The sequence below is a fragment of the Rossellomorea sp. GAMAL-10_SWC genome (assembly GCF_049568075.1).
GTDB lineage: Bacteria > Bacillota > Bacilli > Bacillales > Bacillaceae_G > Gottfriedia.
In genome coordinates this window covers 1,623,697-1,646,443 of the sequence record NZ_CP144911.1, presented here as the reverse complement: position 1 = coordinate 1,646,443, position 22,747 = coordinate 1,623,697, and the positions used below count along the sequence as shown (strand labels likewise).

At 34.2% G+C, this 22,747-nt stretch carries 20 protein-coding genes, 1 pseudogene and 1 other annotated feature; of the genes and pseudogenes, 3 read left to right on the top strand and 18 right to left on the bottom strand.

What is annotated here, in order from left to right; genetic code table 11:
- Window positions 1-28: 28 nt before the first annotated feature.
- Entirely contained in the window at window positions 29-454 is a 426-nt protein-coding gene (locus V5E38_RS08040; protein ID WP_499212846.1) for an SRPBCC family protein, read from the bottom strand.
- A 230-nt stretch (window positions 455-684) separates the two neighbouring features.
- Here V5E38_RS08040 and V5E38_RS08035 point away from each other — a divergent pair, with 230 nt between their 5' ends.
- A complete protein-coding gene (locus tag V5E38_RS08035) occupies window positions 685-855 on the top strand; it encodes a hypothetical protein (protein ID WP_499212845.1) in 171 nt (56 codons plus the stop codon).
- A gap of 99 nt (window positions 856-954) precedes the next feature.
- Here V5E38_RS08035 and V5E38_RS08030 read toward each other — a convergent pair whose 3' ends face one another.
- From V5E38_RS08030 to ilvE, 15 genes and pseudogenes are all read right to left on the bottom strand, one after another.
- Complete coding sequence (locus V5E38_RS08030) at window positions 955-1,146, bottom strand: hypothetical protein (protein WP_499212844.1); 192 nt, start codon at window positions 1,144-1,146, stop codon at window positions 955-957.
- A gap of 103 nt (window positions 1,147-1,249) precedes the next feature.
- Window positions 1,250-2,020: a 3-hydroxyacyl-CoA dehydrogenase gene (locus V5E38_RS08025; protein ID WP_025568444.1), complete on the bottom strand. Its 771-nt coding sequence runs from the start codon at window positions 2,018-2,020 to the stop codon at window positions 1,250-1,252.
- Window positions 2,021-2,050: 30 nt separating this feature from the next.
- Window positions 2,051-3,202 carry a thiolase family protein gene (locus V5E38_RS08020; protein WP_499212843.1) on the bottom strand — a complete coding sequence of 384 codons (1,152 nt, stop codon included), beginning with the start codon at window positions 3,200-3,202 and terminating at the stop codon, window positions 2,051-2,053.
- Window positions 3,203-3,231: 29 nt separating this feature from the next.
- A complete protein-coding gene (locus V5E38_RS08015) occupies window positions 3,232-4,380 on the bottom strand; it encodes an acyl-CoA dehydrogenase family protein (protein WP_499212842.1) in 1,149 nt (382 codons plus the stop codon).
- 186 nt (window positions 4,381-4,566) lie between these two features.
- On the bottom strand, window positions 4,567-5,571 hold the full coding sequence (locus tag V5E38_RS08010) for a zinc-dependent alcohol dehydrogenase family protein (RefSeq protein ID WP_499212841.1): 1,005 nt from the start codon (window positions 5,569-5,571) through the stop codon (window positions 4,567-4,569).
- A 946-nt stretch (window positions 5,572-6,517) separates the two neighbouring features.
- On the bottom strand, window positions 6,518-7,366 hold the full coding sequence (locus V5E38_RS08005; protein ID WP_499212840.1) for a DegV family protein: 849 nt from the start codon (window positions 7,364-7,366) through the stop codon (window positions 6,518-6,520).
- Between the two features lie 210 nt (window positions 7,367-7,576).
- Window positions 7,577-8,152: a 3-isopropylmalate dehydratase small subunit gene (leuD, locus tag V5E38_RS08000; protein ID WP_499212839.1), complete on the bottom strand. Its 576-nt coding sequence runs from the start codon at window positions 8,150-8,152 to the stop codon at window positions 7,577-7,579.
- Entirely contained in the window at window positions 8,130-9,524 is a 1,395-nt protein-coding gene (gene leuC, locus V5E38_RS07995) for a 3-isopropylmalate dehydratase large subunit (protein WP_499212838.1), read from the bottom strand. Before leuC ends, leuD begins: the two co-directional genes overlap by 23 nt.
- A complete protein-coding gene (leuB, locus tag V5E38_RS07990) occupies window positions 9,521-10,588 on the bottom strand; it encodes a 3-isopropylmalate dehydrogenase (protein WP_499212837.1) in 1,068 nt (355 codons plus the stop codon). The genes leuC and leuB overlap by 4 nt, the downstream gene beginning before the upstream one ends.
- 41 nt (window positions 10,589-10,629) lie before the next feature.
- Window positions 10,630-11,751: pseudogene (locus tag V5E38_RS07985) on the bottom strand (2-isopropylmalate synthase); the annotation flags it as partial.
- A 3-nt stretch (window positions 11,752-11,754) separates the two neighbouring features.
- Window positions 11,755-12,765: a ketol-acid reductoisomerase gene (ilvC, locus tag V5E38_RS07980; protein WP_097977646.1), complete on the bottom strand. Its 1,011-nt coding sequence runs from the start codon at window positions 12,763-12,765 to the stop codon at window positions 11,755-11,757.
- A gap of 40 nt (window positions 12,766-12,805) precedes the next feature.
- Entirely contained in the window at window positions 12,806-13,321 is a 516-nt protein-coding gene (gene ilvN, locus V5E38_RS07975; RefSeq protein WP_097977647.1) for an acetolactate synthase small subunit, read from the bottom strand.
- Complete coding sequence (gene ilvB, locus V5E38_RS07970) at window positions 13,321-15,024, bottom strand: acetolactate synthase large subunit family protein (RefSeq protein ID WP_499212836.1); 1,704 nt, start codon at window positions 15,022-15,024, stop codon at window positions 13,321-13,323. Before ilvB ends, ilvN begins: the two co-directional genes overlap by 1 nt.
- An 84-nt stretch (window positions 15,025-15,108) precedes the next feature.
- Window positions 15,109-15,345 (bottom strand) — a binding site (T-box leader).
- A complete protein-coding gene (gene ilvD / locus V5E38_RS07965) occupies window positions 15,344-17,011 on the bottom strand; it encodes a dihydroxy-acid dehydratase (protein WP_499212835.1) in 1,668 nt (555 codons plus the stop codon). (Overlaps the previous feature by 2 nt.)
- A 6-nt stretch (window positions 17,012-17,017) precedes the next feature.
- Window positions 17,018-17,908, bottom strand: coding sequence for a branched-chain-amino-acid transaminase (gene ilvE / locus V5E38_RS07960; RefSeq protein ID WP_499212834.1), 891 nt, complete (start codon window positions 17,906-17,908; stop codon window positions 17,018-17,020).
- Window positions 17,909-18,170: 262 nt separating this feature from the next.
- Here ilvE and V5E38_RS07955 point away from each other — a divergent pair, with 262 nt between their 5' ends.
- Window positions 18,171-18,359: a hypothetical protein gene (locus V5E38_RS07955; RefSeq protein ID WP_056477121.1), complete on the top strand. Its 189-nt coding sequence runs from the start codon at window positions 18,171-18,173 to the stop codon at window positions 18,357-18,359.
- Between the two features lie 561 nt (window positions 18,360-18,920).
- On the opposite strand, the gene V5E38_RS07950 is transcribed toward V5E38_RS07955, so the two are convergent.
- Window positions 18,921-20,447, bottom strand: coding sequence for an ABC transporter permease/substrate-binding protein (locus tag V5E38_RS07950; protein ID WP_499212833.1), 1,527 nt, complete (start codon window positions 20,445-20,447; stop codon window positions 18,921-18,923).
- Window position 20,448: 1 nt separating this feature from the next.
- Complete coding sequence (locus tag V5E38_RS07945) at window positions 20,449-21,201, bottom strand: ABC transporter ATP-binding protein (protein WP_499212832.1); 753 nt, start codon at window positions 21,199-21,201, stop codon at window positions 20,449-20,451.
- A 211-nt stretch (window positions 21,202-21,412) separates the two neighbouring features.
- On the opposite strand from V5E38_RS07945, the gene brnQ reads away from it, so the two are divergent.
- Window positions 21,413-22,747, top strand: a complete 1,335-nt coding sequence (gene brnQ / locus V5E38_RS07940; protein ID WP_499212831.1) for a branched-chain amino acid transport system II carrier protein — start codon at window positions 21,413-21,415, stop codon at window positions 22,745-22,747.

The following is a 22,747-nucleotide window of genomic DNA, read 5'->3' as shown; positions in this document are numbered from 1 at the left end:
TCTCAAAAACCATTCTCTGTGTTTCTACCTACATATTTGTTTGTTCTGCATATTTTTTAAAATTGTCTAGAATTGCTTGCCAACCTTGTTGTTGAAAATCAACAGGATTAGTTGTCTCAGGATCGAATGTTTCAATTACTTCCGTTTCGTTTCCTTTACCACTAAATGTGATATTAACCTTTCTTCCATCACCTAGAGTATATGCAATTACCTCATATTTTTTTACTTCATCATAAATTCCACCAAAGTCGAAACCGAAGCTGCCATCTTTTGCTTCCATTCTTGAACGGAATTCCCCACCAACACGTAAGTCATTTTCTGCAATAGGTGTGTGCCAGTCATCTGAAGCACTGTTCCATTTTTTAATATGTTCAGGTTCTGTCCAAAATTCCCATACTTTTTCGATTGATGCTTTAATCGTTGCTTTTACTGTTACTTTTTTAGATGTTTCCATTTCAATACCGCCTCTCTTGATTCCAATATTTATTATGTTAATCAATAATTGTGGCTAACTATATTGTATACGATTTCAAAAAATTATTCTATGTATTCATTTTTTTCGTTTTCGTTTTTATCAATGTTTTTAGACTACCAGAACATGTTAATTTATTTAATAAAATATATAATTTAATGGGTAAAATATAAAGGGTTTATCAGAGAAATGCAAAGAAAGGATGGATGAAGATGGAGAATTTAGAAAAAAACTCCCCTAAAACGAGCATTAATTGTCCAAACTGTACTTCAAACGTTTCCAATAATGACGATAATGGAAATATTAGTGACGAAATTCAAGAACATTATTTATATGAGTGCCCAAATTGTGGAAAACCAGACCTTTTTTATAATAAAAAGTAATTTTAAAAACGACTCTTATGAGTCGTTTTTCCAACACTAATGCACTGTGTTAGTTGTATAAGAGAATCTAGAAATTATTTAAGTCTAGTATTAATTTTTTTAATTTTTTTCATTTTCTTCAGTATTAAATAAATCTGCTAAAGGATTTGGGATTGAACTGAAATATGTTGAAAACATATTAAGAATCCCTACTACGAATAAGATCCAACCAAAGCCTCTCAGTAAAACAGGTCCAACAAAATTAGTAAAATAAGTTAGCGTTACAATTAATAGACCAAATATTATGTACATTGCACTGACTGGAGTGGTAGTTTAAAACAACTACTAATCCCAAACATAAACAAAAAAAGCAGGAGAACAAGTTAACCTGCTCTTCCTGCCTCTGATATAACTATTATTTTGGCTGCATACGAATTGCACCGTCTAAACGGATTACTTCACCATTTAACATTGGATTTTCAACAATGCTTTTCGCTAGGTGTGCGTATTCAGATGGCTTACCAAGACGTGATGGGAATGGAACCATATTTCCTAAAGATTCTCTAGCTTTTTCTGGTAATACATCAAACATTGGTGTTTCAAATATTCCAGGAGCAATACTCATCACTCTTATGCCGTATCTTGATAAATCTCTAGCAATTGGTAGTGTCATTCCAGCTACTGCACTTTTTGATGCACCGTAAGCTGCTTGCCCCATTTGGCCATCAAATGCTGCTACTGAAGCGGTGTTAATAATAACACCTCTTTCACCAAATTCATTTGGTTCATTGTTAATCATTTGTTCAGCTGCTAAACGAATAACGTTAAATGTACCAACTAGGTTTACATTGATGATTTTTTGGAAAGATTCTAATGAATGAATTCCGTCTCTTTTAATTACTTTTTCAGCTAATACAATTCCTGCACAGTTTACTACTGTATTAAATGAACCATATTTAGTTAAAACATTACTAATTGAATTTTTTACGCTCTCTTCTGAAGATACATCTGTTTTTTCAAAACAAACATTTTCTTCTCCTAATTCAGAAATTAAACTAGCAGCTCTTTCTTCATTTAAATCGAAAATAGCAGCTTTCCCACCATTTTCTACGATCATTCTAACTGTACCTGCACCTAAACCTGAAGCTCCACCTGTAACGATTGCTATACTATCACGAATATTCATTTTTTTAATCCCCCAGTTTGTTGTTGGTTATTAATTTAATCTCTCAATAATCGTTGCATTTGCCATACCATGACCTTCGCAGATCGCTTGTAGTCCAAAACGGCCACCAGTTTTCTCTAAAGCATTACACAAAGTAACCATAACCCTTGCACCACTAGCACCAAGTGGGTGACCTAATGCGATCGCTCCACCGAATATATTTAATTTTTCAAATGGTACATTTAATTCTTTTTGCCATGCTAAAGGAACTGCAGCAAATGCTTCATTTATTTCAAACAAATCGATTTGATCGATTGTTAAACCACATTTATGTAGAACTTTTTGAGTTGCTTGAATTGGCCCAGTTAACATTAATTGAGGGTCAGATCCTACTACCGTTCTCCCAATAATTCGAAACTTTGGCTTAAATCCTAATTGATGAGCTTTTTCTTTGCTCATTAAAAGTAGTCCTGCAGCACCATCACTAATTTGACTTGCATTTCCAGCAGTAACTGAACCATTTTCAGAAAAAGCTGGTCTTAAAGTAGATAATTTCTCAATCGAAGAGTTTTCTCTTGGTCCTTCATCTTTCGTAACTTTAACAAGCTCACCTTCTTGATTGGTAACAGAAACAGCAACAATTTCGTCTTCAAAATAGCCTTGTTTCATTGCTTTTAATGCTTTTTGATGGCTATTATAAGCAAATTCATCTTGCTCACTTCGACTAATATTCCACTTTTCATTTATGCGTTCTGCTGAGATCCCTTGGTTAAAGTCACCAAACATATTCGTTAGTTTTTCATTCCATTTTGATCCTTTTAAATTCGAAAACATTGGTACACGTGTCATACTTTCAACACCAGCTGCAATGACAATGTCCATATCTCCACTTAAAATGGCTTGTGATGCAAAATGGACAGATTGTTGACTTGATCCGCATTGACGGTCAATTGTAACACCAGGCACTTCAATTGGTAGACCTGCTAATAAAGCAGCAACTCTACCAATATCACCAGCCTGTTCACCAATTTGAGTAACACAGCCCATAATCACATCATCTATTTCTTTTGGATCAAATTCATTTCGACTTACTAATTCCTTTAGTACAATTGCAGCTAAGTCATCAGGTCTTGTTTCGCTAAAGCTGCCGCCTCTTTTACCAATAGGTGTTCTTAAAGCATCAACAATAACTACTTCTCTCATAAATTTGATCCTCCAATTTTAAGTCTGTTTTAATTTAATCCCATTTGTTTTGCGATAATTGTCTTCATGATTTCATTTGTACCGGCGTAAATTGACATGATTTGAATATCTCTGAAACGTCTAGCAATCTCGTATTCTTCCATATATCCATATCCACCATGTAATTGAAGACACTCTGAAGCTACTTTTTTACCTAAATCTGTAATCCACCATTTTGCCATTGATACTTGCTTAACAACATTTACGCCTTCCATATGCTTATAAATTAAGTCCTCAATGAAAGTACGACCAATCTCAATTTCAGTAGCCAATTCTACAAGTTTAAATTGAGTATTTTGGAAACCAGCAATTGATTTTCCAAATGCTTTTCTACTTTTTACATACTCAGTTGTCACTTTCAACATTTCTTCAGCTGAAACTAATGCTTCTAAAGCAACTACTAATCTTTCTTGCTGTAATTTTTCCATTAAGTAATAGAAGCCTTTTCCTTCTTCTCCTAATAAATTCTTTACAGGTACTTTAGCATCTTGGAAAATTAATTCAGCTGTATCTTGGCTATGAAGTCCTACTTTATTCAATTTCTTTCCTCTAGAAAACCCAACTGTATCCTTTTCGACAACTAGCAAGCTTATTCCTTTATGAGCAGGTCGAATTGTCGTATCCGTTTTAACTGCAATAATAATTAAGTCTGAATGAATACCATTCGTAATAAACGTTTTCTCACCATTAACGATATAGTAATCCCCTTCTTTTACCGCAGTTGTTTTAATATTTGCTAAATCTGAACCAGCACCTGGTTCAGTCATAGCAACTGCACTAATATATTCGCCTGAAATACATTTAGGTAACCATTCCATTTTTTGCTCTTCATTTGCATAAGCAGTCAAATAAGGTACAACAATATCATTGTGTAATGCTACACCAACTAAACTTGAACCAACTTTCTCAAGTTCCTCTATAATAATGACTGAATAGCCAAAATCTACACCTAACCCGCCATACTTTTCGTCAACATAAGGACACAAAAATCCTTCATTTCCTAATTTATCCCAGAATTTTCTAGGGATCATTTTGTTTTGTTCCCACTCATCATAGAATGGTACAGCTTCTTTTTGTAAGAACTTTCTAAGAGCCGTGCGGAAAATTTCATGTTCTCTAGTTAAGTAAGAATGTTTCATAATAAGCCCCCCAAAATATTTAATCACTTCAATAAAACGCTTACAATACTCAAAATACTAAATTTTTTAAATATTACATTTGTAATAATCATATGATGTTAATTGTAATTTATCAAGGAGCAAAAAAAAAAGAACTGAATAATTCAGTTCTTTTGATTGAAGACAAACTTGTAAAAACAATCCAAATTAACCAATTTTAACGGTAATCTTACCAAAATTATTTCCTTCACCCATACGTTTTAATGCACTAATGACATCCGTAAATTCAAATGATTGATCGATAATTGGTTTAATTTTATGTTCTTCAAAAAATACCAACATTTGTTCAAATTCTCTTGGACTTCCCATTGTAGTCCCTCTAATATCCATATTTTTAAAGAATACTTTTGGCAATACTGTTTGAGGAACTGGTCCATTTGTCGCACCGAATGATACGATTCTTCCACCTTGAGCAGTCAAATCAATTAATCTATTAAATGATTCTCCACCTACTCCATCGATTGTAAGATTTACAAATCCAAAATCTTTACGGAGTTTTTTATACCAATCATTTTCTCGGTAATTAAAACCAGCAGCAGCACCTATTTCAACTGCCTTTTCAATTTTTTCATTGCTACTAGATGTAACTAGTACTTTTGACCCGAATGCAACAGCAATTTGTAATGCATACAATGCAACCCCACTACCAATACCTGGAATCAATACTGTATCATTTTTTTGTAATTGCCCCCGTGTAATTAATGCTCTATATGCAGTAAGTGCAGCTAATGGAATTGCTGCAGCCTCTTCCCATGACAAGTACGCAGGTTTTTTATAAACATTATCAACTGGTAGTTTAATAAATTCAGCAAATGTACCATTAGAAGGCATTCCAAGTACAGTGAATTCATCAGAATTGATATCGTCACGATCTCCCCAGTTTAAGCTCGGGTTCATGATCACTTCATCACCTACAGAAAACCCCGTTACTTCATCTCCAATAGCATCAATAACTCCGGCACCGTCAGATCCTAAAATTCCATCTAACTTCATCCCCGGATACATACCGTGCGTTATAAAAAAGTCACGTCTATTTAATGATGCTGCCTTTAACTTAATGACTACTTCATTCGGATGAACAGTACCAATCTCAACATTTTCAAATTTTAGTGACTCTGGCCCTTTAGTGTCTCTTAAAATATAAGCTTTCAATTACATCACTCCTATTCATGAAAGAATTTAAATATGTAAAAAGACGATTAATAAATCTTACTCAATTTTTATTTTACCAAAAAAGTTTAACACGGTTTAGTAAAATGATTTAGGTAGTTAATATTGTGGGGGAAAATAGGTGGTGGATTCTGGGATTTATGTGATATAGTTTATGAGTTTAATGTTAGAATTTTGGATTTTAATGAGTTTTTGTTTTACTTTAACGTAGTTATGTGTTTTTATATTTTTTAAATCAAATTCGGTACGTGAAATTCCTTATAGATGTGCCCTGGTTGGAGTGCGGAAACAGATTGGTTCGATTTTCATAAAAAGCGGGATATTATTTGCAAAGTACTTTTATTTTAGGACTAATTAAAAATATTTTTAAAAGATTCTCTAGATTTTAAGCTTATTTGATAGTTTTCACACAGATTGGATCATCTTATTTGCAGTTTCGGAGGTTTTATTTGCAATTTTAATATTTTTATTTGCACATTTGTTGATTTTAATTGCAGTTCAAATAATTAAATTGAAGTTTTGGGTATTTTGTTTGCACTTTTGATGTTTTTATTTACAGTTGAAAAAAACGGCAATCCAACAATAGTCCTTAATTCCAGAAAATTATCATCCTAGTTTTTCGAACGTTCTTTCCTATTGAAATAGTGGCACCTTAAACTTCTATCCTACCAAAATTAATTTCCACAGGAATAATCTACTGCGTTCAAAATAGTCGTGATTTTTTATTTTAAAATTACAAATTTTCTGATATTTCTACATTTCACATTGTCAAAAGTTGTTTTATCATCAATAAACACGTCTCTTTATAAGTAGCAGAAATATATTCTTATTTCCTATTAAACTTTTTTTATTATATCTATATATTTTTTATTTAAAAGTTTTACTAATCAAAAAAACTCTCACCACTTTGAGAGTTGAATAAATTTTCTTAATTAGCTAGAAAAAAGATTCCTATTGCACTAGGGCCAGTGTGAACGCCGACTGCTGAACCAACTGAGTTTTCTATTATTTGTTCACTACCAATCAGATCCTTTAATTGTTTAATAAATTGTTCGGTGGAATCATCTTTTACTCCATATACAACTCCAACATTTTTACTAATTTCAGCTTTTCGGATCTTCATTAATTCTAACATTCGATTTAATGCTTTTTTTCGACCTCGTACTTTTTCAAGTGGTTTAAATTTCCCTTCGCTTACTTCCATAATAGGATTTATATTTAGCATGCCACCTAAAAATCCAGCAAACTTACCAACACGTCCACCACGTATTAAATATTGGAGGTCTTCTATCGTAAAAATATGTTGGATCTTATTTATATTGTGATTTAATTGCTTCATTAGATTCTCAAATGATTCATTATTATTTAAGTCTTCTATTAACTCCATTACTAATACGCAAATTCCAAGTGATACTGATCTAGTATCAATAATATGAATAGAGGCATTTGGATTGTTTTCTAAAATATCTAGTTTTACTAATTGTGCAAAGTTATACGTACCAGATAAATCGCCAGAACAAGTAAGATAGACACAATTTTGATCTGTACTACATGAGACTAAAGTTTGATAAATTGCATCATAGGAAGGTAAAGATGAAGTAAAGTTCTCTCCATTTTTCATTCTTTGCATTAACTCATGTGATTGTAAATTTACTCCATCAAGATACTCTTTTTCTAATTGGTCATAAACTCTTAATGGAATGACTGAAATATCGTATTTCTTCAATATATCAGTTGGAAGATCAGAAGAGCTATCTACAATTATTTTTAGGTTCAATTTAATCACCTCTCTCTAGATTAATAATGTATTTAATCTTATTAAACAATAACCCAAATATTCAAACAACTATTTTTCATTTAAGTTAATTTTATCGACAAATTTGCATTAAATAGGGAGAATCTTACTTATTTTCCATAATCTTTATGTTTGCAATTAAAAAGAAGTATCTCATAAGTAAATTAACTTATAAGACACTTCCTATTTTAATTATGAGTGTAATTTTTCATATTGCTCAATGTCATTTTCATATTTCATCGTAATCGCAATATCATCTAGGCCATTTAGTAACTTTTCTTTCCAAACAGGATCGATTGAAAAATCAAAGTTTCCAAATACTGTTTTAACGACTTGTTTTTCTAAATCCACTTCAATTTCTTGGTTCCCACTTAATGTAGATAGTTGTGAGCGAATCTCATCATTTAAGACAATCGGGAGCATGCCATTTTTTATACAGTTATTATAGAAAATATCTGCGAAGCTACCAGCAATGATAATTGTAAATCCAAAATCATTTAACGCCCAAGGTGCGTGTTCTCTAGATGAACCGCAACCAAAATTATGACCACTTATTAAGATTGAAGCATTTTTTCGATCCTCATTATTTAATGCAAAAGATTGATTAGGTGAGCGATCATCATGATATCGCCATTCATCGAATAAAAATTCTCCAAAGCCAGTTCGTTCTATTCGTTTTAAATATTGTTTTGGAATAATTTGATCTGTGTCGATATTATCTAACATAATTGATACAGTTGTGCCTTTATGCGTACGTAACGGTTTCATTTGCTTGCTCCTTTCGAATATCAATAAAATGACCATGTACTGCAGCAGCCGCTGCCATTACCGGACTAACTAAATGTGTTCTTGCTCCTTTACCTTGTCTTCCTTCAAAGTTTCGGTTTGAAGTAGATGCACAATGTTCTCCAGCTGGTACTTGGTCTGGATTCATTGCTAGACACATCGAACAACCAGCTTCCCTCCATTCAAATCCTGCTTCGATAAAGACTTTATGTAGTCCTTTTGCCATCGCTGCATTTCGTACCTTTTTTGATCCTGGAACAACTAATGCGCGCACGTCAGATTTTACTTTCTTTCCTTTTAGATAATTTGCCGCTTCCTCTAAATCAGATAATCTAGAATTTGTACATGAACCGATGAATACATGTTGAACCGGAATCTCATTAGGTGTGATTTCTGGCTTTAATCCCATATATTCATAAGCTCGTTCGTAGTTCTCATCCTTGGCTTTTGGAAGGGCTTCATCAATTCTTACGCCCATTCCAGGATTTGTTCCCCACGTTACGTAAGGTGCAAGGGTTGCTACATCCACTTCGATTGTTTTATCAAATGTCGCTCCCTCTTCTGTATATAATTTCTTCCATTCTACTAATTTTTCATCATATGAATTTACCGTATATTTTCGACCTTTTAGATAATCGAAAGTTTTTTGATCAGGAGCAACTAATCCTGCTTTTGCTCCTCCTTCAATCGCCATATTACATAAAGTCATACGCTCTTCCATTGACATATTTGCAATTGCTTCACCATAAAACTCAATGACATATCCAGTTCCCATTGATACACCATAAGTTGCTAGTAAATGAAGAATGATATCTTTCGCATATACACCTTTTGGAAGCTTACCATCAAGTTTCACACCCATTGATTTCGGCTTAACTTGCCATAAAGTTTGAGTTGCTAAAACATGTTCAACTTCACTTGTACCAATTCCAAAAGCTAAAGCACCAAATGCACCGTGGGTAGATGTATGACTATCTCCACAGACGATTGTTTTTCCTGGCTGAGTTAACCCAAGTTCTGGCCCAATTACGTGGACAATACCTTGGTCCTCATCCGTAATATCGGCTAAAGGTATATTGAACTCCTGACAATTATTTCGTAACGTATCCATTTGTTGTTTCGCAATTAAGTCAGTGATGACTAATTGATTTTCTGTTGGTACATTATGATCCATCGTTGCAAAGGTTAATTCTGGTCTTCTTACTTTTCGATTGGATAATCTCAATCCTTCGAAAGCTTGCGGAGAGGTTACCTCATGGACTAAGTGTAAATCGATATACAAAAGCTGGGGTTTACCTACTTCACCAGTTACAACATGATTTTGCCAAAGTTTATCAAACAATGTTTGTTTCATCGAATACTCCCTCCAACTGTTTGAAATTGTAATTCCTTTACTACTTGTTCTGTAAATTCAATCGTTGAACTTTTTCCACCTAGGTCACCAGTTAAATAGCCATTATTTATTGAATTAACAATCGCATTTTCAATCGAGTTTGCTTCATCAACTAAGTTAAAATCCCGAAGCATCATTGCAACAGACCTTAATATTGCAATAGGGTTTGCCTTATTTTGTCCAGCGATGTCTGGCGCTGAACCGTGAATTGGCTCATATAATGAAGGACCCTTTCCAGATCTACTTGCAGAAGGTAGCATGCCTAATGAACCAGTAATCATCGAAGCTTCATCGCTTAAAATATCCCCAAATAAATTTTCAGTAACGATTACATCAAACCTTCGTGGGTTTCGAATTAACTCCATCGCAGCTGCATCAACAAGAATATGTTCAACTTCTACTTCTGGATAGTTTGAACTTAATTCATTTACAATTTTCCGCCAAAGTTTACTAGATTCTAATACATTTGCTTTATCAACTGATGTAAGTTTTCCTTTTCTAGTTTTTGCTAGCTCAAATCCATACTTTACAATTCGTTCAATTTCTTCTCTAGTATAGGAAAGTGTATCGGTTGCTTCATTTTCATTATGGAAACGAGGTTCAGAAAAATAAATTCCACCTGTTAATTCTCGAACGACAACAAAGCTTACATTTTTTACTTGTTCAGATTTTAAAGGAGAATGATTCACAAGTTCATCATAAACATCGACTGGTCGAATGTTTGCGTATAAATTAAGTGATTTTCTTAACCTTAATAAGCCACTTTCTGGTCGTTCAACACCTTGATCCCATTTTGGTCCACCTACTGCCGCCAGTAATACGGCATCCGAATTTAAACAATTATCTAATGTTTCTTTCGGTAATGAAGTGCCTGTTTCATCGATCGCGTGACCGCCGAATAAATTTGTGGAAAAAGTAAAGTCATGTTGATAAGATTGTGCAATCTGTTCTAAAACCTTTACTGCTGAACTCATAATTTCAGGTCCGATTCCGTCTCCTGGAAGACATGCGATGTTTAATTTCATTTTAGAATCTCCTTTTTGCTCCATTTACTAATAATGTTTAATAAATCTGCATCTGTAATTTCTTTTTTCGAATCTGTCAAAGCTTTAAATTGAATAAACGCTTCGTTTATAATTTCTGTTGAAAAGTTGAATCCAAGTTCTTTTAATCGATCAGTAAAAGCATGACGCCCTGAATGTTTCCCTAATACTAATGAATTTGTAGAAAGCCCAATTAATGATGGGGGTATAATTTCATATGTTGTTGGCTCTTTTAGTACGCCATCTTGGTGAATACCTGATTCATGAGCAAATGCATTTGTACCAACAATTGCTTTATTCTTCTGGACAACCATACCTGTAAGACGACTAACAAGTTCACTTGTCTTCGTAATTTCTTGTAATCGTAAATTACTATTTTTCCGGTAAACATCTTCTCTAATATGTAGTGCAACGGCTATTTCTTCTAGTGCTGCATTTCCTGCTCTTTCCCCAATTCCATTTACGGTGCATTCAACTTGGGTTGCGCCAGCCTGTATAGCAGCTAAAGAATTCGCTACTGCCATTCCTAGGTCATCATGACAGTGACAAGAAAAAATAGCTTTATGATAGGACGGTACATTTTCTTGTAAGTATTTAAATAGATCGTAATATTCTGAAGGACTCGTGTAACCGACAGTATCTGGAATATTAATCACATCTGCCCCTGCTCTAATTGCAGTCTCTGCGAATTCGGCAAGAAATGCTCGATCAGTACGACAGGCATCTTCAGCTGAAATTTGGACTTTTGGAAAAAAGGATTTTGCAAGCTGCACACAATGTTTAGCAGTTTCCAAAACTTCTAATCTCGTCATGTTTAATTTATATTTCATATGAATGTCACTCGTTGCTAGAAATATATGAAGTCTCGGTTCAGCAGCATGTTTTAACGCATCCCATGCTGTTTTAATATCTGAATCTTTTGCTCGAGAAAGGCTTGAGACGGAGACAAAACGAATCTGTCTCGCAATCTCTTGAACTCCTAAAAAATCACCTTCTGAGGAAGCGGCAAAACCAGCCTCAATGATATCAACACCTAAAGCTTCTAGTTGTCTTGCAATTTCAAGCTTTTCAAATCGATTTAAATTAACCCCAGGAGATTGTTCGCCATCACGTAATGTTGTATCAAGAAACTGAATTTTACTCATTTTTTATTTCACCTCGACCTTTTCTTTTCTTTGGATAAATGGCATCATTGCACGAAGTTTTTCTCCAACCTCTTCAAGCTGATGTTGTTTTTCACTTTCATTAATTTCATTGAATACTGGACGACCATTTTTATTTTCGTTAATCCAGCCTTTAGCAAACGTACCATCTTGAATTTCTGCTAAAATATCTTTCATCGCTAATTTTGACTCATTCGCTACTACTCTAGGACCAGATACGAAATCCCCCCATTGTGCAGTATCAGAGATTGAGTATCTCATATAGCTCATTCCGCCTTCGTACATTAAATCAACGATTAGCTTCAACTCATGTAAACATTCAAAGTATGCTACTTCTGGCTGATAACCTGCTTCTACTAATGTTTCAAATCCTGATTTTACTAAAGAAGTTACACCACCACATAGTACCGCTTGTTCTCCGAATAGATCTGTTTCAGTTTCCTCTTTAAATGTAGTTTCAAGAACACCTGCTCTAGTAGAACCAATTCCTTCAGCGTAAGAAAGTGCTACATTTTTTGCTTCACCTGTTACATCTTGGTAAACAGCGAATAATGCTGGTACCGCTGCTCCATCGACAAAAGTACGTCGAACTAGATGTCCTGGACCTTTTGGAGCTACTAAAAATACATCAACATTTGCAGGAGGAACAATTTGATCAAAGTGAACATTGAATCCGTGTGCAAACGCAAGCGCATTTCCATTTTCAAGATACGGTTCAATTTCATTTTTATAAACAGTTGGTTGATGCTCATCAGGTAATAGAATCATTACTACGTCTGCTGCCTTTGAAGCCTCTGCAACTGTAGTTACATGTAATCCGTCATTTGCTGCAGCGTCCCATGATTTACCAGGGCGACAACCAACTACTACTTTATGACCATTATCATGTAAATTTAAAGCATGTGCGTGACCTTGTGATCCATAACCAATTACTGCAATCGTTTTTCCTACTAATACATTTTCCTTCACGTCTGTACCATAATATACTTTAGCCATTTTCAAATTCCTCCAATTTTTTTATGTTTTATATTTTTATTTAATAAGAGAGTAGCTTTTGAGCATGCTCCTTATGTTTAGCAGATCTAGTAAATGCGGTTACACCTGTTCGAGCTATTTCTTTTAGTTCGAAAGGTCTTAATAATTCAATCAAAGCCTCTACCTTATCAGAAGTACCAGTTACTTGAACGACAATCTGATCACGGCTTACATCAATAACCGAGGCTCTAAATGGTTCAATTAGACTATAAATTTCATTTCTTGTAGCTGCATTTGTACTAACCTTTATTAAGGCTAGTTCTCTAGCAATAACTGATTCTTCTGTTATATCTGCTACTTTTATCACATCAATTTGCTTGTGAAGCTGTTTAATCAATTGTTCGACCTGTTGTAAATCCTCTACATGTACGACAAACGTAATTCTTGAAATATGATCTAGTTCAGTATGTCCTACAGAAATACTTTCAATATTAAAACGTCTTCTGGAGATCACTCCTGTAATTCGGTTAAGTACGCCACTGTTATTTAACACAGTTGATGTAATGACCCGTTTCATTATTTCACCCCTTCCATTTCATGAATTCCTTTACCAGGTGGAACCATTGGTGTAACGATTTCAGCTTGATGAACTCGACAATCAATTAAAACTGGTCCATCAAATTCAATTGCTTCTCTTAACTGACTTTCAACTAAATTTGGATCTGAAATTGTCATCCCTTTTATACCGTAAGCTTCAGCAAGTTTTGTGAAACTAGGTTGGCAGTCTAATAGAGAACTAGAGAAGCGGTCATTATAAAAAGCTGATTGCCACTGTCTTACCATTCCTAAAGCTGCATTATTTAAAATTAAAATTTTAACTTGTAAATTATGTTCCTTGATCATGCTCAATTCTTGCAATGTCATTTGGAATCCGGCATCTCCTACAATCGCTACAACTAATTCATCAGGCTTTGCAAATTGTGCTCCGATTGCAGCTGGTAAACCAAAACCCATCGTTCCGAGTCCACCTGAAGTGATCCATTTATGTGGTTTGTCAAAAGGATAATACTGAGCTGCCCACATTTGATGTTGACCTACATCCGTGGAAATCGTCGCTATCCCATTTGTAATCGAATGAAGTAAAGTTAAAACAGTTTGTGGTTTAATGACTTCCCTACTCGGTTCATACTGTAAAGGAAAGGCCTCTTTACGACTTTTAAGAAGCTCTAACCATTCACCATGATTTTGTTTATCTACTTTTTGTTTTAATAGAACTTTCAGAACTTCCTTAGCACATCCAACGATTGGAATATTTGTCGGAATAACTTTGTTTATTTCTGCAGGATCTATATCGATATGTGCTACAATCGCATTTTTAGCAAAATGTGCTAAATTACCCGTTAACCTATCATCAAATCTTGCTCCGATGTTAATAAGCAAATCACTTTCATACATTGCCATATTGGCTGTATAGGTTCCGTGCATGCCCCCCATTCCTAGGAATAATTCCTCATTTGCTGGAAATCCACCTAGTCCTAAAAGCGTATTAACAACTGGGATATTGAACTTTTTTATAAATTCAGTAAACTCATCAGCTGCTTTTGCATGTAATATTCCTGCTCCAGCTAATACGACTGGCTTTTTAGCTTTTTCAATTGCTCCTATTAACTTTGTAATTTGAAGATAATTTGGTTCATAAGTCGGTTGATAACCTGGTAATTGTATTTCTACTTCGTCCTTTTTCACTCCTTTTTCAACCATCATGTTTTTTGGTAGATCGATGACAACTGGACCTGGACGGCCTGTTGAAGCAATATGGAATGCTTCTTTAACGATTTGTGGGACATCTTCTACATTACGCACTTGGTAGTTATGTTTTGTAACTGGCATTGTAATTCCGATCACATCTGCTTCTTGGAAGGCATCTGTTCCGATAACATTTGTTGCAACCTGACCAGTAAAAACAACTAATGGTAATGAATCCATCATCGCATCTGCTAAACCAGTCACTACATTTGTTGCCCCTGGACCACTTGTTGCGATTACAACCCCTGGTCGACCAGTCACTCGTGCATATCCTTCTGCAGCGTGGATGGCCCCTTGTTCATGTCTTGCTAGAATGTGAGGAATATCAGCATCATAAAGTGCATCATATAATGGTAATACTGCCCCTCCAGGGTAACCAAAAATCATTTCAACATTTTCATTTTTCAAAGCATCAATTAGTAAATTTGCACCTGACAATTCTTTTGACAGAGTTCTTATCGAATGATGACTCATTTCTACATTTCCCTCCATTTTTGGATAAAATTTACCCATTTATTCGCAATAAAAAAAGCCATAACTCCACACTTCAGCAGATGCTGAAGGGGCGAAAGACTTTTCGCGGTACCACCCTTCTTCTTAGGTTAATAACCTAACTTTGGGATTTTGGCTAACCAAAATCTAGCGATAACGTGGCCAACGTTCAAGCTTACCTTACAAATGAATTCAGCTTGACACTCAAGAGTGAGTTTCATTAATCAAGGTCATCGGTTCACACCACCCACCGACTCTCTGAAGAACCTTTTCATAACTACTTTTCTCTTTCATTGCTTTTTCATATTTTTAATATTCCGCCTGTATTAGCAGAAGTCACTAACTTTGCATATCTTGCTAAATAACCCGTTTTAACTTTTGGTTCATGTAATTTATATGATGTTTTACGAGATTCTAATGTTTCGTTTGAAATTGATAATGTAATACTTCTTGATAAAAGATCGATTATGATTTCATCGCCGTCTTCAATATATGCAATTGGTCCACCTTCAGCCGCTTCTGGAGAAATATGACCGATTGCAATTCCTCTAGTAGCACCTGAAAAACGACCATCTGTAATTAACGCAACTTTTGTTCCTAAACCTCTTCCAACAATTGATGAAGTTGGTGCAAGCATTTCAGGCATTCCTGGTCCACCTTTTGGACCCTCATATCGAATGACAACGACATGCCCCTCTTTAACGAGACCTTTGTCAATCGCTTCAACAGCTTCATCGTGTGAGTCAAAACAAATTGCTTCACCAATAAATGTTTGGATTGAAGGGTCAACACCACCTACTTTAATAACTGCTCCGTCTGGGGCTAGATTCCCATGTAAGATCGATAATCCGCCTGTTTGTGAGTAAGGATTTTCTTTTTTACGAATCACTTCACTATCGGTGATTGTAGCTTCTTGCACATTCTCGAATAAAGTTTTTCCGGTAATTGTAATGCGGTCACTATTGATTGCTCCAGGAATGGTTGTAAGTTCTTTAATAATTGCTGGCACACCACCTGCTAAATGAACATCATGCATTGAATAGTGAGAAGCGGGACTAATTTTAGATAAATAAGGTACTCTTCTAGCTACGTCATTTATATCCTTTAAATCGTATTCAACTCCAGCTTCATTTGCGATGGCCATTAAGTGTAAAACAGTATTTGTCGATCCACCCATTGCCATATCTAGTGCAAACGCATCATCAATTGCTTCTTTTGTAATAATATCTCTTGGTTTAATATCATTTTCAATGCAATCCATTAGATGATAAGCTGCATCACGGATTAATTGATGTCTGTCTTTACTAGTTGCAAGTATTGTTCCGTTATATGGTAGTGCTACACCAAGCATCTCCATAATGCAATTCATTGAATTTGCTGTGAACATTCCTGAACATGATCCACATGTAGGACATGCTGACTTTTCAATATCGAGTAATTCTTCTACACTCATTTTTCCTGATTTAAAAGCACCTACACCTTCAAATACTGAAGCAAGAGATAGAGCCTTTCCATCTTTAGATAGCCCACCTGCCATTGGTCCACCTGATACAAAAACTGCTGGTACATTTGTACGGACAGCTGCCATTAGCATTCCAGGTGTGATTTTATCGCAGTTTGGCATATAAAATACTCCATCAAACCAATGAGCATTAATGACTGTTTCGGCTGCATCGGCAATGATTTCCCTACTTGGCAAAGAATACCTCATTCCGATATGCCCCATTGCGATTCCATCATCGACACCAATCGTATTAAACTCAAATGGAACTCCGCCAGCATCGCGAATCGCTTGTTTTACAACATCAGCCATTTCCCTTAAATGAATATGACCTGGAACAATATCAATATATGAATTACAAATCGCTATAAATGGTTTATTAAAATCTTCCTCTTTTACACCTGCCGCTAATAATAAGCTACGATGCGGCGCACGGTCGATTCCTTTTTTGATCATGTCACTTCGCACAATTTATCACCCTTGTTTTACGTAAATTTTTTCTCCATCTTCAACTACTAATTGACGAAATGCTTTTAATAATCTTTGTGTATTTGGTCCTGGTTTTCCATCACCAATCACTCGTCCATCTACCTTAGATACGCCAATTACTTCAGCTGCTGTTCCTGTTAAGAAAACCTCATCGGCAATATAAACATCATGTCTAGTGAACAATTTTTCCACAACTTCGTAACCTAATGTGTCACCTAATTCCATAATTGCATTTCGAGTAATTCCTTCTAATGCACCTGCTGAACTTGGTGGAGTAATTAACTTATTCCCTTTTACTAAAAAGACATTATCTCCTGAACCTTCAGCTACAAAGCCTTGATCGTTTAGCATTAATGCTTCTTGAACACCAGCTAGTTTCGCTTCAATTTTTACTAATATGTTATTTAAGTAATTTAAAGATTTAATTTGTGGATTTAATACATCACTTCGATTTCTTCTTGTTGCTACTGTTACAATTTCCATACCATTTTCGTATAGTTCTTGTGGAAACAGTGCTAGTTGTTCAGCTATGACAACTACATTTGCTCTTGGACAAGATGTTGGATCTAATCCAAGATTCCCTTCACCTCTTGAAACGACGAGTCGAATATAACCACTATGTAAATTATTTCGATTTATTGTATCAACAACAATTTGTGTTAACTCTTCTAAAGAATAAGGAATCGTTAATAAAATTGATTTTGCTGATTCATATAATCGAATGAGATGTTCTTTTAAGCGAAATACATTGCCATCATATACGCGAATCCCTTCGAACACTCCATCTCCATATAGATATCCATGATCATATACAGAAACTTTAGCATCTTGTTTTTGAACGAATTCACCATTTAAAAAAATCTGTTGCTCTGTCACGGTTAATCCTCCTCAAGAGTTAAAATATTTGTACTTACTTTATTCCAATCTACTAAATAAATCAACAAGTTTTTAGAAAATTTAAAATTCACAATTTATTCAAATGTCGTACAAATATTGGTAAATCAACAATGAAAACCTTTACATTTTTTTAAAATATTTTTTCGACAAAATTCTACCCTTGAAAAATGTTTTTAAAAGGATTATCATATGATTACTTTATACAGAATTTTCTGTAAATTAAAATCGGAGGCGAGTAAAAATGGCTACTTTACAAATTAATGGGACTGTTAACGAAATCAATGAAGTGTTGAAAGTAATGAGTAATCATTTTGACATTCAGATTAAAGACGAAAAATCCGATCAGGAGTATTCAGTAGATTTCTCTTATGAAGAATGGGAAAATGATTCTTTTGTAAGTGAGATGTTAACTGGAGCCTATAATGATTAAACATTGAAATTCTTATCGTATGATAACTAAAAGAGGGTAGCCGATTATTTAGGCAACCCTCTTTTTATTGATTGGTCTTAGGTGGTTTGAATAAGTCTTAGGGTTGTGCAAGTAAGGATTGGCCAGTGCAAATAAAGAATGAAATGAAAATCTGCAAATAAACAGCGGAAAGCTGCAATAAACGGCCGACTGCAATTAAAATTAGCAAATCTGCAATTATATTTAGTGAAACTGCAATTAAATTTGTTAAAACCGCAATTAAAATTTTCAAATCTGCAATTAAATTTCAAATCTGCAATTAAATCTAGCAGAAGTGCAATTAAGATACAAAATTACCCCTACTAGTTCAGGTATTTCACCCCAAAAACTGTTCATCAATTCATACTCTTTAAAGAAAACCAGCAATTTCCCACTTAATTTTTATCTATCTCGAATTAAAAATCGCTACTAATCTTCTAAAAAATTGAATTGTGATAGAACAGAGCTATACATTCAAGTGTGATACAACAAAAAAGGACCGCTTTGCTCAGTTCCCCTGACCAATAAGACAGTCCATTTCGTTTATTTTAGTAAACCCTCTTCTTTCAAAAACTCTTTAGCAACACTTTCGGCAGATTTTCCACCAACATTTACTTTATAATTCATTTCTCGCATTTCATCATCCGTTATTTTATTTTTTAATTTATTTAATATACTTTCGACTTCTGGATATTTTTTAAGTGTTTCTTTTCTCAGAAGTGGTGCGCATTGATAGGGTGGGAATAAATTTTTATCATCGACTAGCACTTTCATGTTATAACTTTGGAGCTCACTATCAGTTGAATATGCATCGATTATTGAGAGATCGCCCGATTGAATTGCGTCATATCGCAATTTGGGCTCCATTGTTTTTAGGTTTCGGAATTTTAATCCATATAGTTTTTGTAATCCTAAATATCCGTCTTCACGATCCGTAAATTCTAAAGTGAAACCTGCTTTTAACTGATTTTCTACTTTGGTTGCATCTGAAATTGTTTCGATTCCAAATTGTTTCGAAATGTGATCCGGAACAGCTAATGCATACGTGTCATTAAATTTCATAGGTTCCAAATAGCTCAAATTATACTTTTTTGCTAAACCTTCAGCAGCTTGTTCATATACTGCTTTTGCATCTTTACTAACAGCCTTTTCTTTCAAAAAAGTAGAAATGACTGTTCCTGTATATTCTGGATAAATATCAATATCACCTTTTTTTAATGCATTAAACACAAATGTAGTTTTACCAAAATTGGGCTTAACTTCAACGTTTAGATGCGTTTCATCCTCAATCAATAATTTATACATATTCATTATTATTTCTGGTTCAGCACCTAGTTTTCCAGCGATTACTAAGTCCGTTTTATTCCAAGATTTAATTGTTAGTGGAGAAAATAATAATGCTAATAAAATAAAACTAGCAGTTATTATTCTTAATGAAAAACTCTTAAAACTCCTCTTCTCTATTAATCTTAAAATAAAATCAAATATAATTGCTAAAAGTGCTGAAGGAATTGCCCCAATAATGATTAAATTCATATCGTTTCGGTCGATTCCTAATAATATTAAACTACCTAAACCTCCAGCTCCTATTAATGCAGCGATTGTTGCCGTTCCAACAATTATGACCATTGCTGTTCGGATTCCCGCCATTATAACTGGTAATGCTAATGGTAATTCAACCTTAAAAAGTCTTTGTCTACCGTTCATCCCTAACCCAGTTGCTGCTTCTAATAGGATTGGATCAATCTCCTTAATTCCGGTATATGTATTTCGCAAGATCGGTAATAATGCATAAACACTTAATGCAATTACCGCTGGAATCTTTCCTATTCCCACTAATGGTATTAAAATCCCTAACAGTGCCAAAGAAGGAATAGTTTGAATAACTGCTGTAGTTCCAATTACAAATTCAGAGAGAACTTTCTTCCTCGTTAAGTAAATTCCAACCGGAACAGCTATTATTATTGCAATAATTAGTGCAAATACTGAAATTTGAATATGCTCTAACAATGCTGTTAATAATTGCTCTTTTCTATTTGCAAGAGTCGTTGTAAATGAAGTGAGAATCATCTTATATTCCCTCCTTTACAACAGCTTTACCTCGATAATTGTCTATAAATTGTTCAACAAAAGGATTGACTGGATTATTTAAAATTTCATCCTTCGAACCAACTTGAACTAGTTCACCATCGTGCATGATCCCGATTCGGTCTCCTAAATAAAATGCCTCGTCTAAATCATGAGTAACGAAAAGGATCGTTTTATTAATCTTAGTTTTTAATTGCTTCAGGTCCTTTTGTAATTGTAATCTTGTAATCGGATCTAATGCACTAAACGGTTCGTCCATTAATAATAAATTTGGATCCCCTGCTAATGCCCTCGCTACACCTATCCGCTGTTGTTGACCCCCAGATAACTCTGAGACTGATCTTTTACTAAATTCCAAAGGATTTAATTTTACTAATTCTAATAATTCTCGAGTGCGCTCTTTTATTTGTGCTTTGTTCCATTTTTTTAATTCAGGTACAATCGAAATATTTTCTTCAACATTCAAATGGGGAAATAGTGCAATCTGTTGTAGTACATATCCAAACTCTCTCCTCAGCTTATGTTCGTCATAATCTTTAATGTTTTTATCATTATAAAAAATTTCACCGTCAGTTGGTTTAATTAATCTATTTATTAATTTAATTGTTGTTGTTTTTCCACAGCCACTTGGGCCAATTAAAACAAAGCATTCACTTGAATGAATTGAAAAAGATAAATCCTGAACTGCACTTTTTCCATTTGAAAACTTAAAAGATATATCTTGAAATTGGATCATTCTAGTCCTCCCTTAATAAAGCCTATAAGTATATATAGTTAGAGGACAAGACTTCTTATGCTTCAAGTAATAAAAATTAGGACAAAAGAAATTTTTTTTCATTCTATATGAAAATTGTAAGAATTTTAGAAGATTTTGTAGTAAATAGGATTATTTTTTGATAGAATGAGAAAATCATTTTTAAAAAACAACTATGTTTGAGGTGAATTATTTGAATACTTTAACAAAAAAAGAAATACTGTTTATTGGATTTATGTTATTTTCTATGTTATTTGGTGCTGGAAATTTAATTTTCCCAGCATATATCGGACAAGCAGCCGGAGAGAATGTATGGCAAGCAATTATTGGATTTATTATTTCGGATGCAGGTATTGCGATTTTAGCATTTATAGCAATAGCAAAATCCGGTGATTTTGATACGCTTGTAAGGAGAGTACATCCTATTTTTGCACTTCTCTTCCCGATGGCAATCTACTTGTCGATCGGACCTGGACTTGCAATTCCACGAGCTAGTAGTCTCGCATATGAAATGGGTGTTAAACCATTTTTATCAGAAGGTTTGGCTGTCTCACCAATAGGGCTATTAGTTTATACAATTGTGTTTTTTAGTATCGTTTATTGGTTTGCTAAATCACCTTCAAAATTAGTTGACAGATTCGGTAAAATTTTAACTCCAGCTTTACTAATCTTAATTTTAATTGTTTTTATTAAAGCCATGTTTACAGACTTATCGAGTTTTAAGGATGCATCCTTAACATACAAATCTAATCCTATTTCGCAAGGAATTTTAGATGGCTATCAAACAATGGATGGGATTTGCGCATTAATCTACGGAATTGTTTTTATCAATATTTTTCAAAGATTAAATGTGACAAGTCAAAAATTACAAATTAAGTATTTAATAATTTTCGGTTTAATTTGTGCATTATTATTATCGATGACTTATTTTATAATTGGCTATTTAGGTGCTTCAGCGACGATTACCGAACAAATTGACAATGGAGCAGTCGTCTTAACAACAGTAATGAATCAATTATTTGGAAATGGTGGAACGATTGTTTTAGGGCTTATTTTTACACTTGCATGTTTAAGTGTTTGTATTGGTTTAATTACATCCTGTTCTCAGTATTTTAATAGTATTTTCCCTAAATTATCTTATAAAAAATGGGCAATCGTATTATGTTTTGTAAGTGGATTCGTAGCAAATTTAGGACTTACACAAATATTAAAAGTATCCGTTCCAATATTGGGCCTTTTATATCCAATGGCAATTGCTCTGATTGTTCTAGCACTTTTACACGATCAATTACCATTTAAAGGGAGACCCGTTTATTTATTAACAATTTTGTTTGTTGGAATTTATAGCTTAATCGAGATTATCAATTCATCATTTTTAAATAACAGACTAAATGAATTATTATCGATTGTTCCAATGCAAAGTAAAGGATTCGGTTGGGTCATACCTGGTTTAATCGGTTTTGTAATTGGCTGTGTGATGCAGAAGTTTTTCGTTAAAGAATATACCGAAGTAAAGAATGCAGCTTAA

What these genes read in the sequence shown, in the direction of transcription:
- V5E38_RS08040 (WP_499212846.1), bottom strand. Translation starts at nt 454, where the DNA reads ATGGAAACATCTAAAAAAGTAACAGTAAAAGCAACGATTAAAGCATCA.
- V5E38_RS08035 (WP_499212845.1), top strand. Translation starts at nt 685, where the DNA reads ATGGAGAATTTAGAAAAAAACTCCCCTAAAACGAGCATTAATTGTCCA.
- V5E38_RS08030 (WP_499212844.1), bottom strand. Translation starts at nt 1,146, where the DNA reads ATGTACATAATATTTGGTCTATTAATTGTAACGCTAACTTATTTTACT.
- V5E38_RS08025 (WP_025568444.1), bottom strand. Translation starts at nt 2,020, where the DNA reads ATGAATATTCGTGATAGTATAGCAATCGTTACAGGTGGAGCTTCAGGT.
- V5E38_RS08020 (WP_499212843.1), bottom strand. Translation starts at nt 3,202, where the DNA reads ATGAGAGAAGTAGTTATTGTTGATGCTTTAAGAACACCTATTGGTAAA.
- V5E38_RS08015 (WP_499212842.1), bottom strand. Translation starts at nt 4,380, where the DNA reads ATGAAACATTCTTACTTAACTAGAGAACATGAAATTTTCCGCACGGCT.
- leuD (WP_499212839.1), bottom strand. Translation starts at nt 8,152, where the DNA reads ATGAAACCGTTACGTACGCATAAAGGCACAACTGTATCAATTATGTTA.
- leuC (WP_499212838.1), bottom strand. Translation starts at nt 9,524, where the DNA reads ATGAAACAAACATTGTTTGATAAACTTTGGCAAAATCATGTTGTAACT.
- leuB (WP_499212837.1), bottom strand. Translation starts at nt 10,588, where the DNA reads ATGAAATTAAACATCGCATGTCTTCCAGGAGACGGAATCGGACCTGAA.
- ilvC (WP_097977646.1), bottom strand. Translation starts at nt 12,765, where the DNA reads ATGGCTAAAGTATATTATGGTACAGACGTGAAGGAAAATGTATTAGTA.
- ilvN (WP_097977647.1), bottom strand. Translation starts at nt 13,321, where the DNA reads ATGAAACGGGTCATTACATCAACTGTGTTAAATAACAGTGGCGTACTT.
- ilvB (WP_499212836.1), bottom strand. Translation starts at nt 15,024, where the DNA reads ATGAGTCATCATTCGATAAGAACTCTGTCAAAAGAATTGTCAGGTGCA.
- V5E38_RS07955 (WP_056477121.1), top strand. Translation starts at nt 18,171, where the DNA reads ATGGCTACTTTACAAATTAATGGGACTGTTAACGAAATCAATGAAGTG.
- V5E38_RS07950 (WP_499212833.1), bottom strand. Translation starts at nt 20,447, where the DNA reads ATGATTCTCACTTCATTTACAACGACTCTTGCAAATAGAAAAGAGCAA.
- V5E38_RS07945 (WP_499212832.1), bottom strand. Translation starts at nt 21,201, where the DNA reads ATGATCCAATTTCAAGATATATCTTTTAAGTTTTCAAATGGAAAAAGT.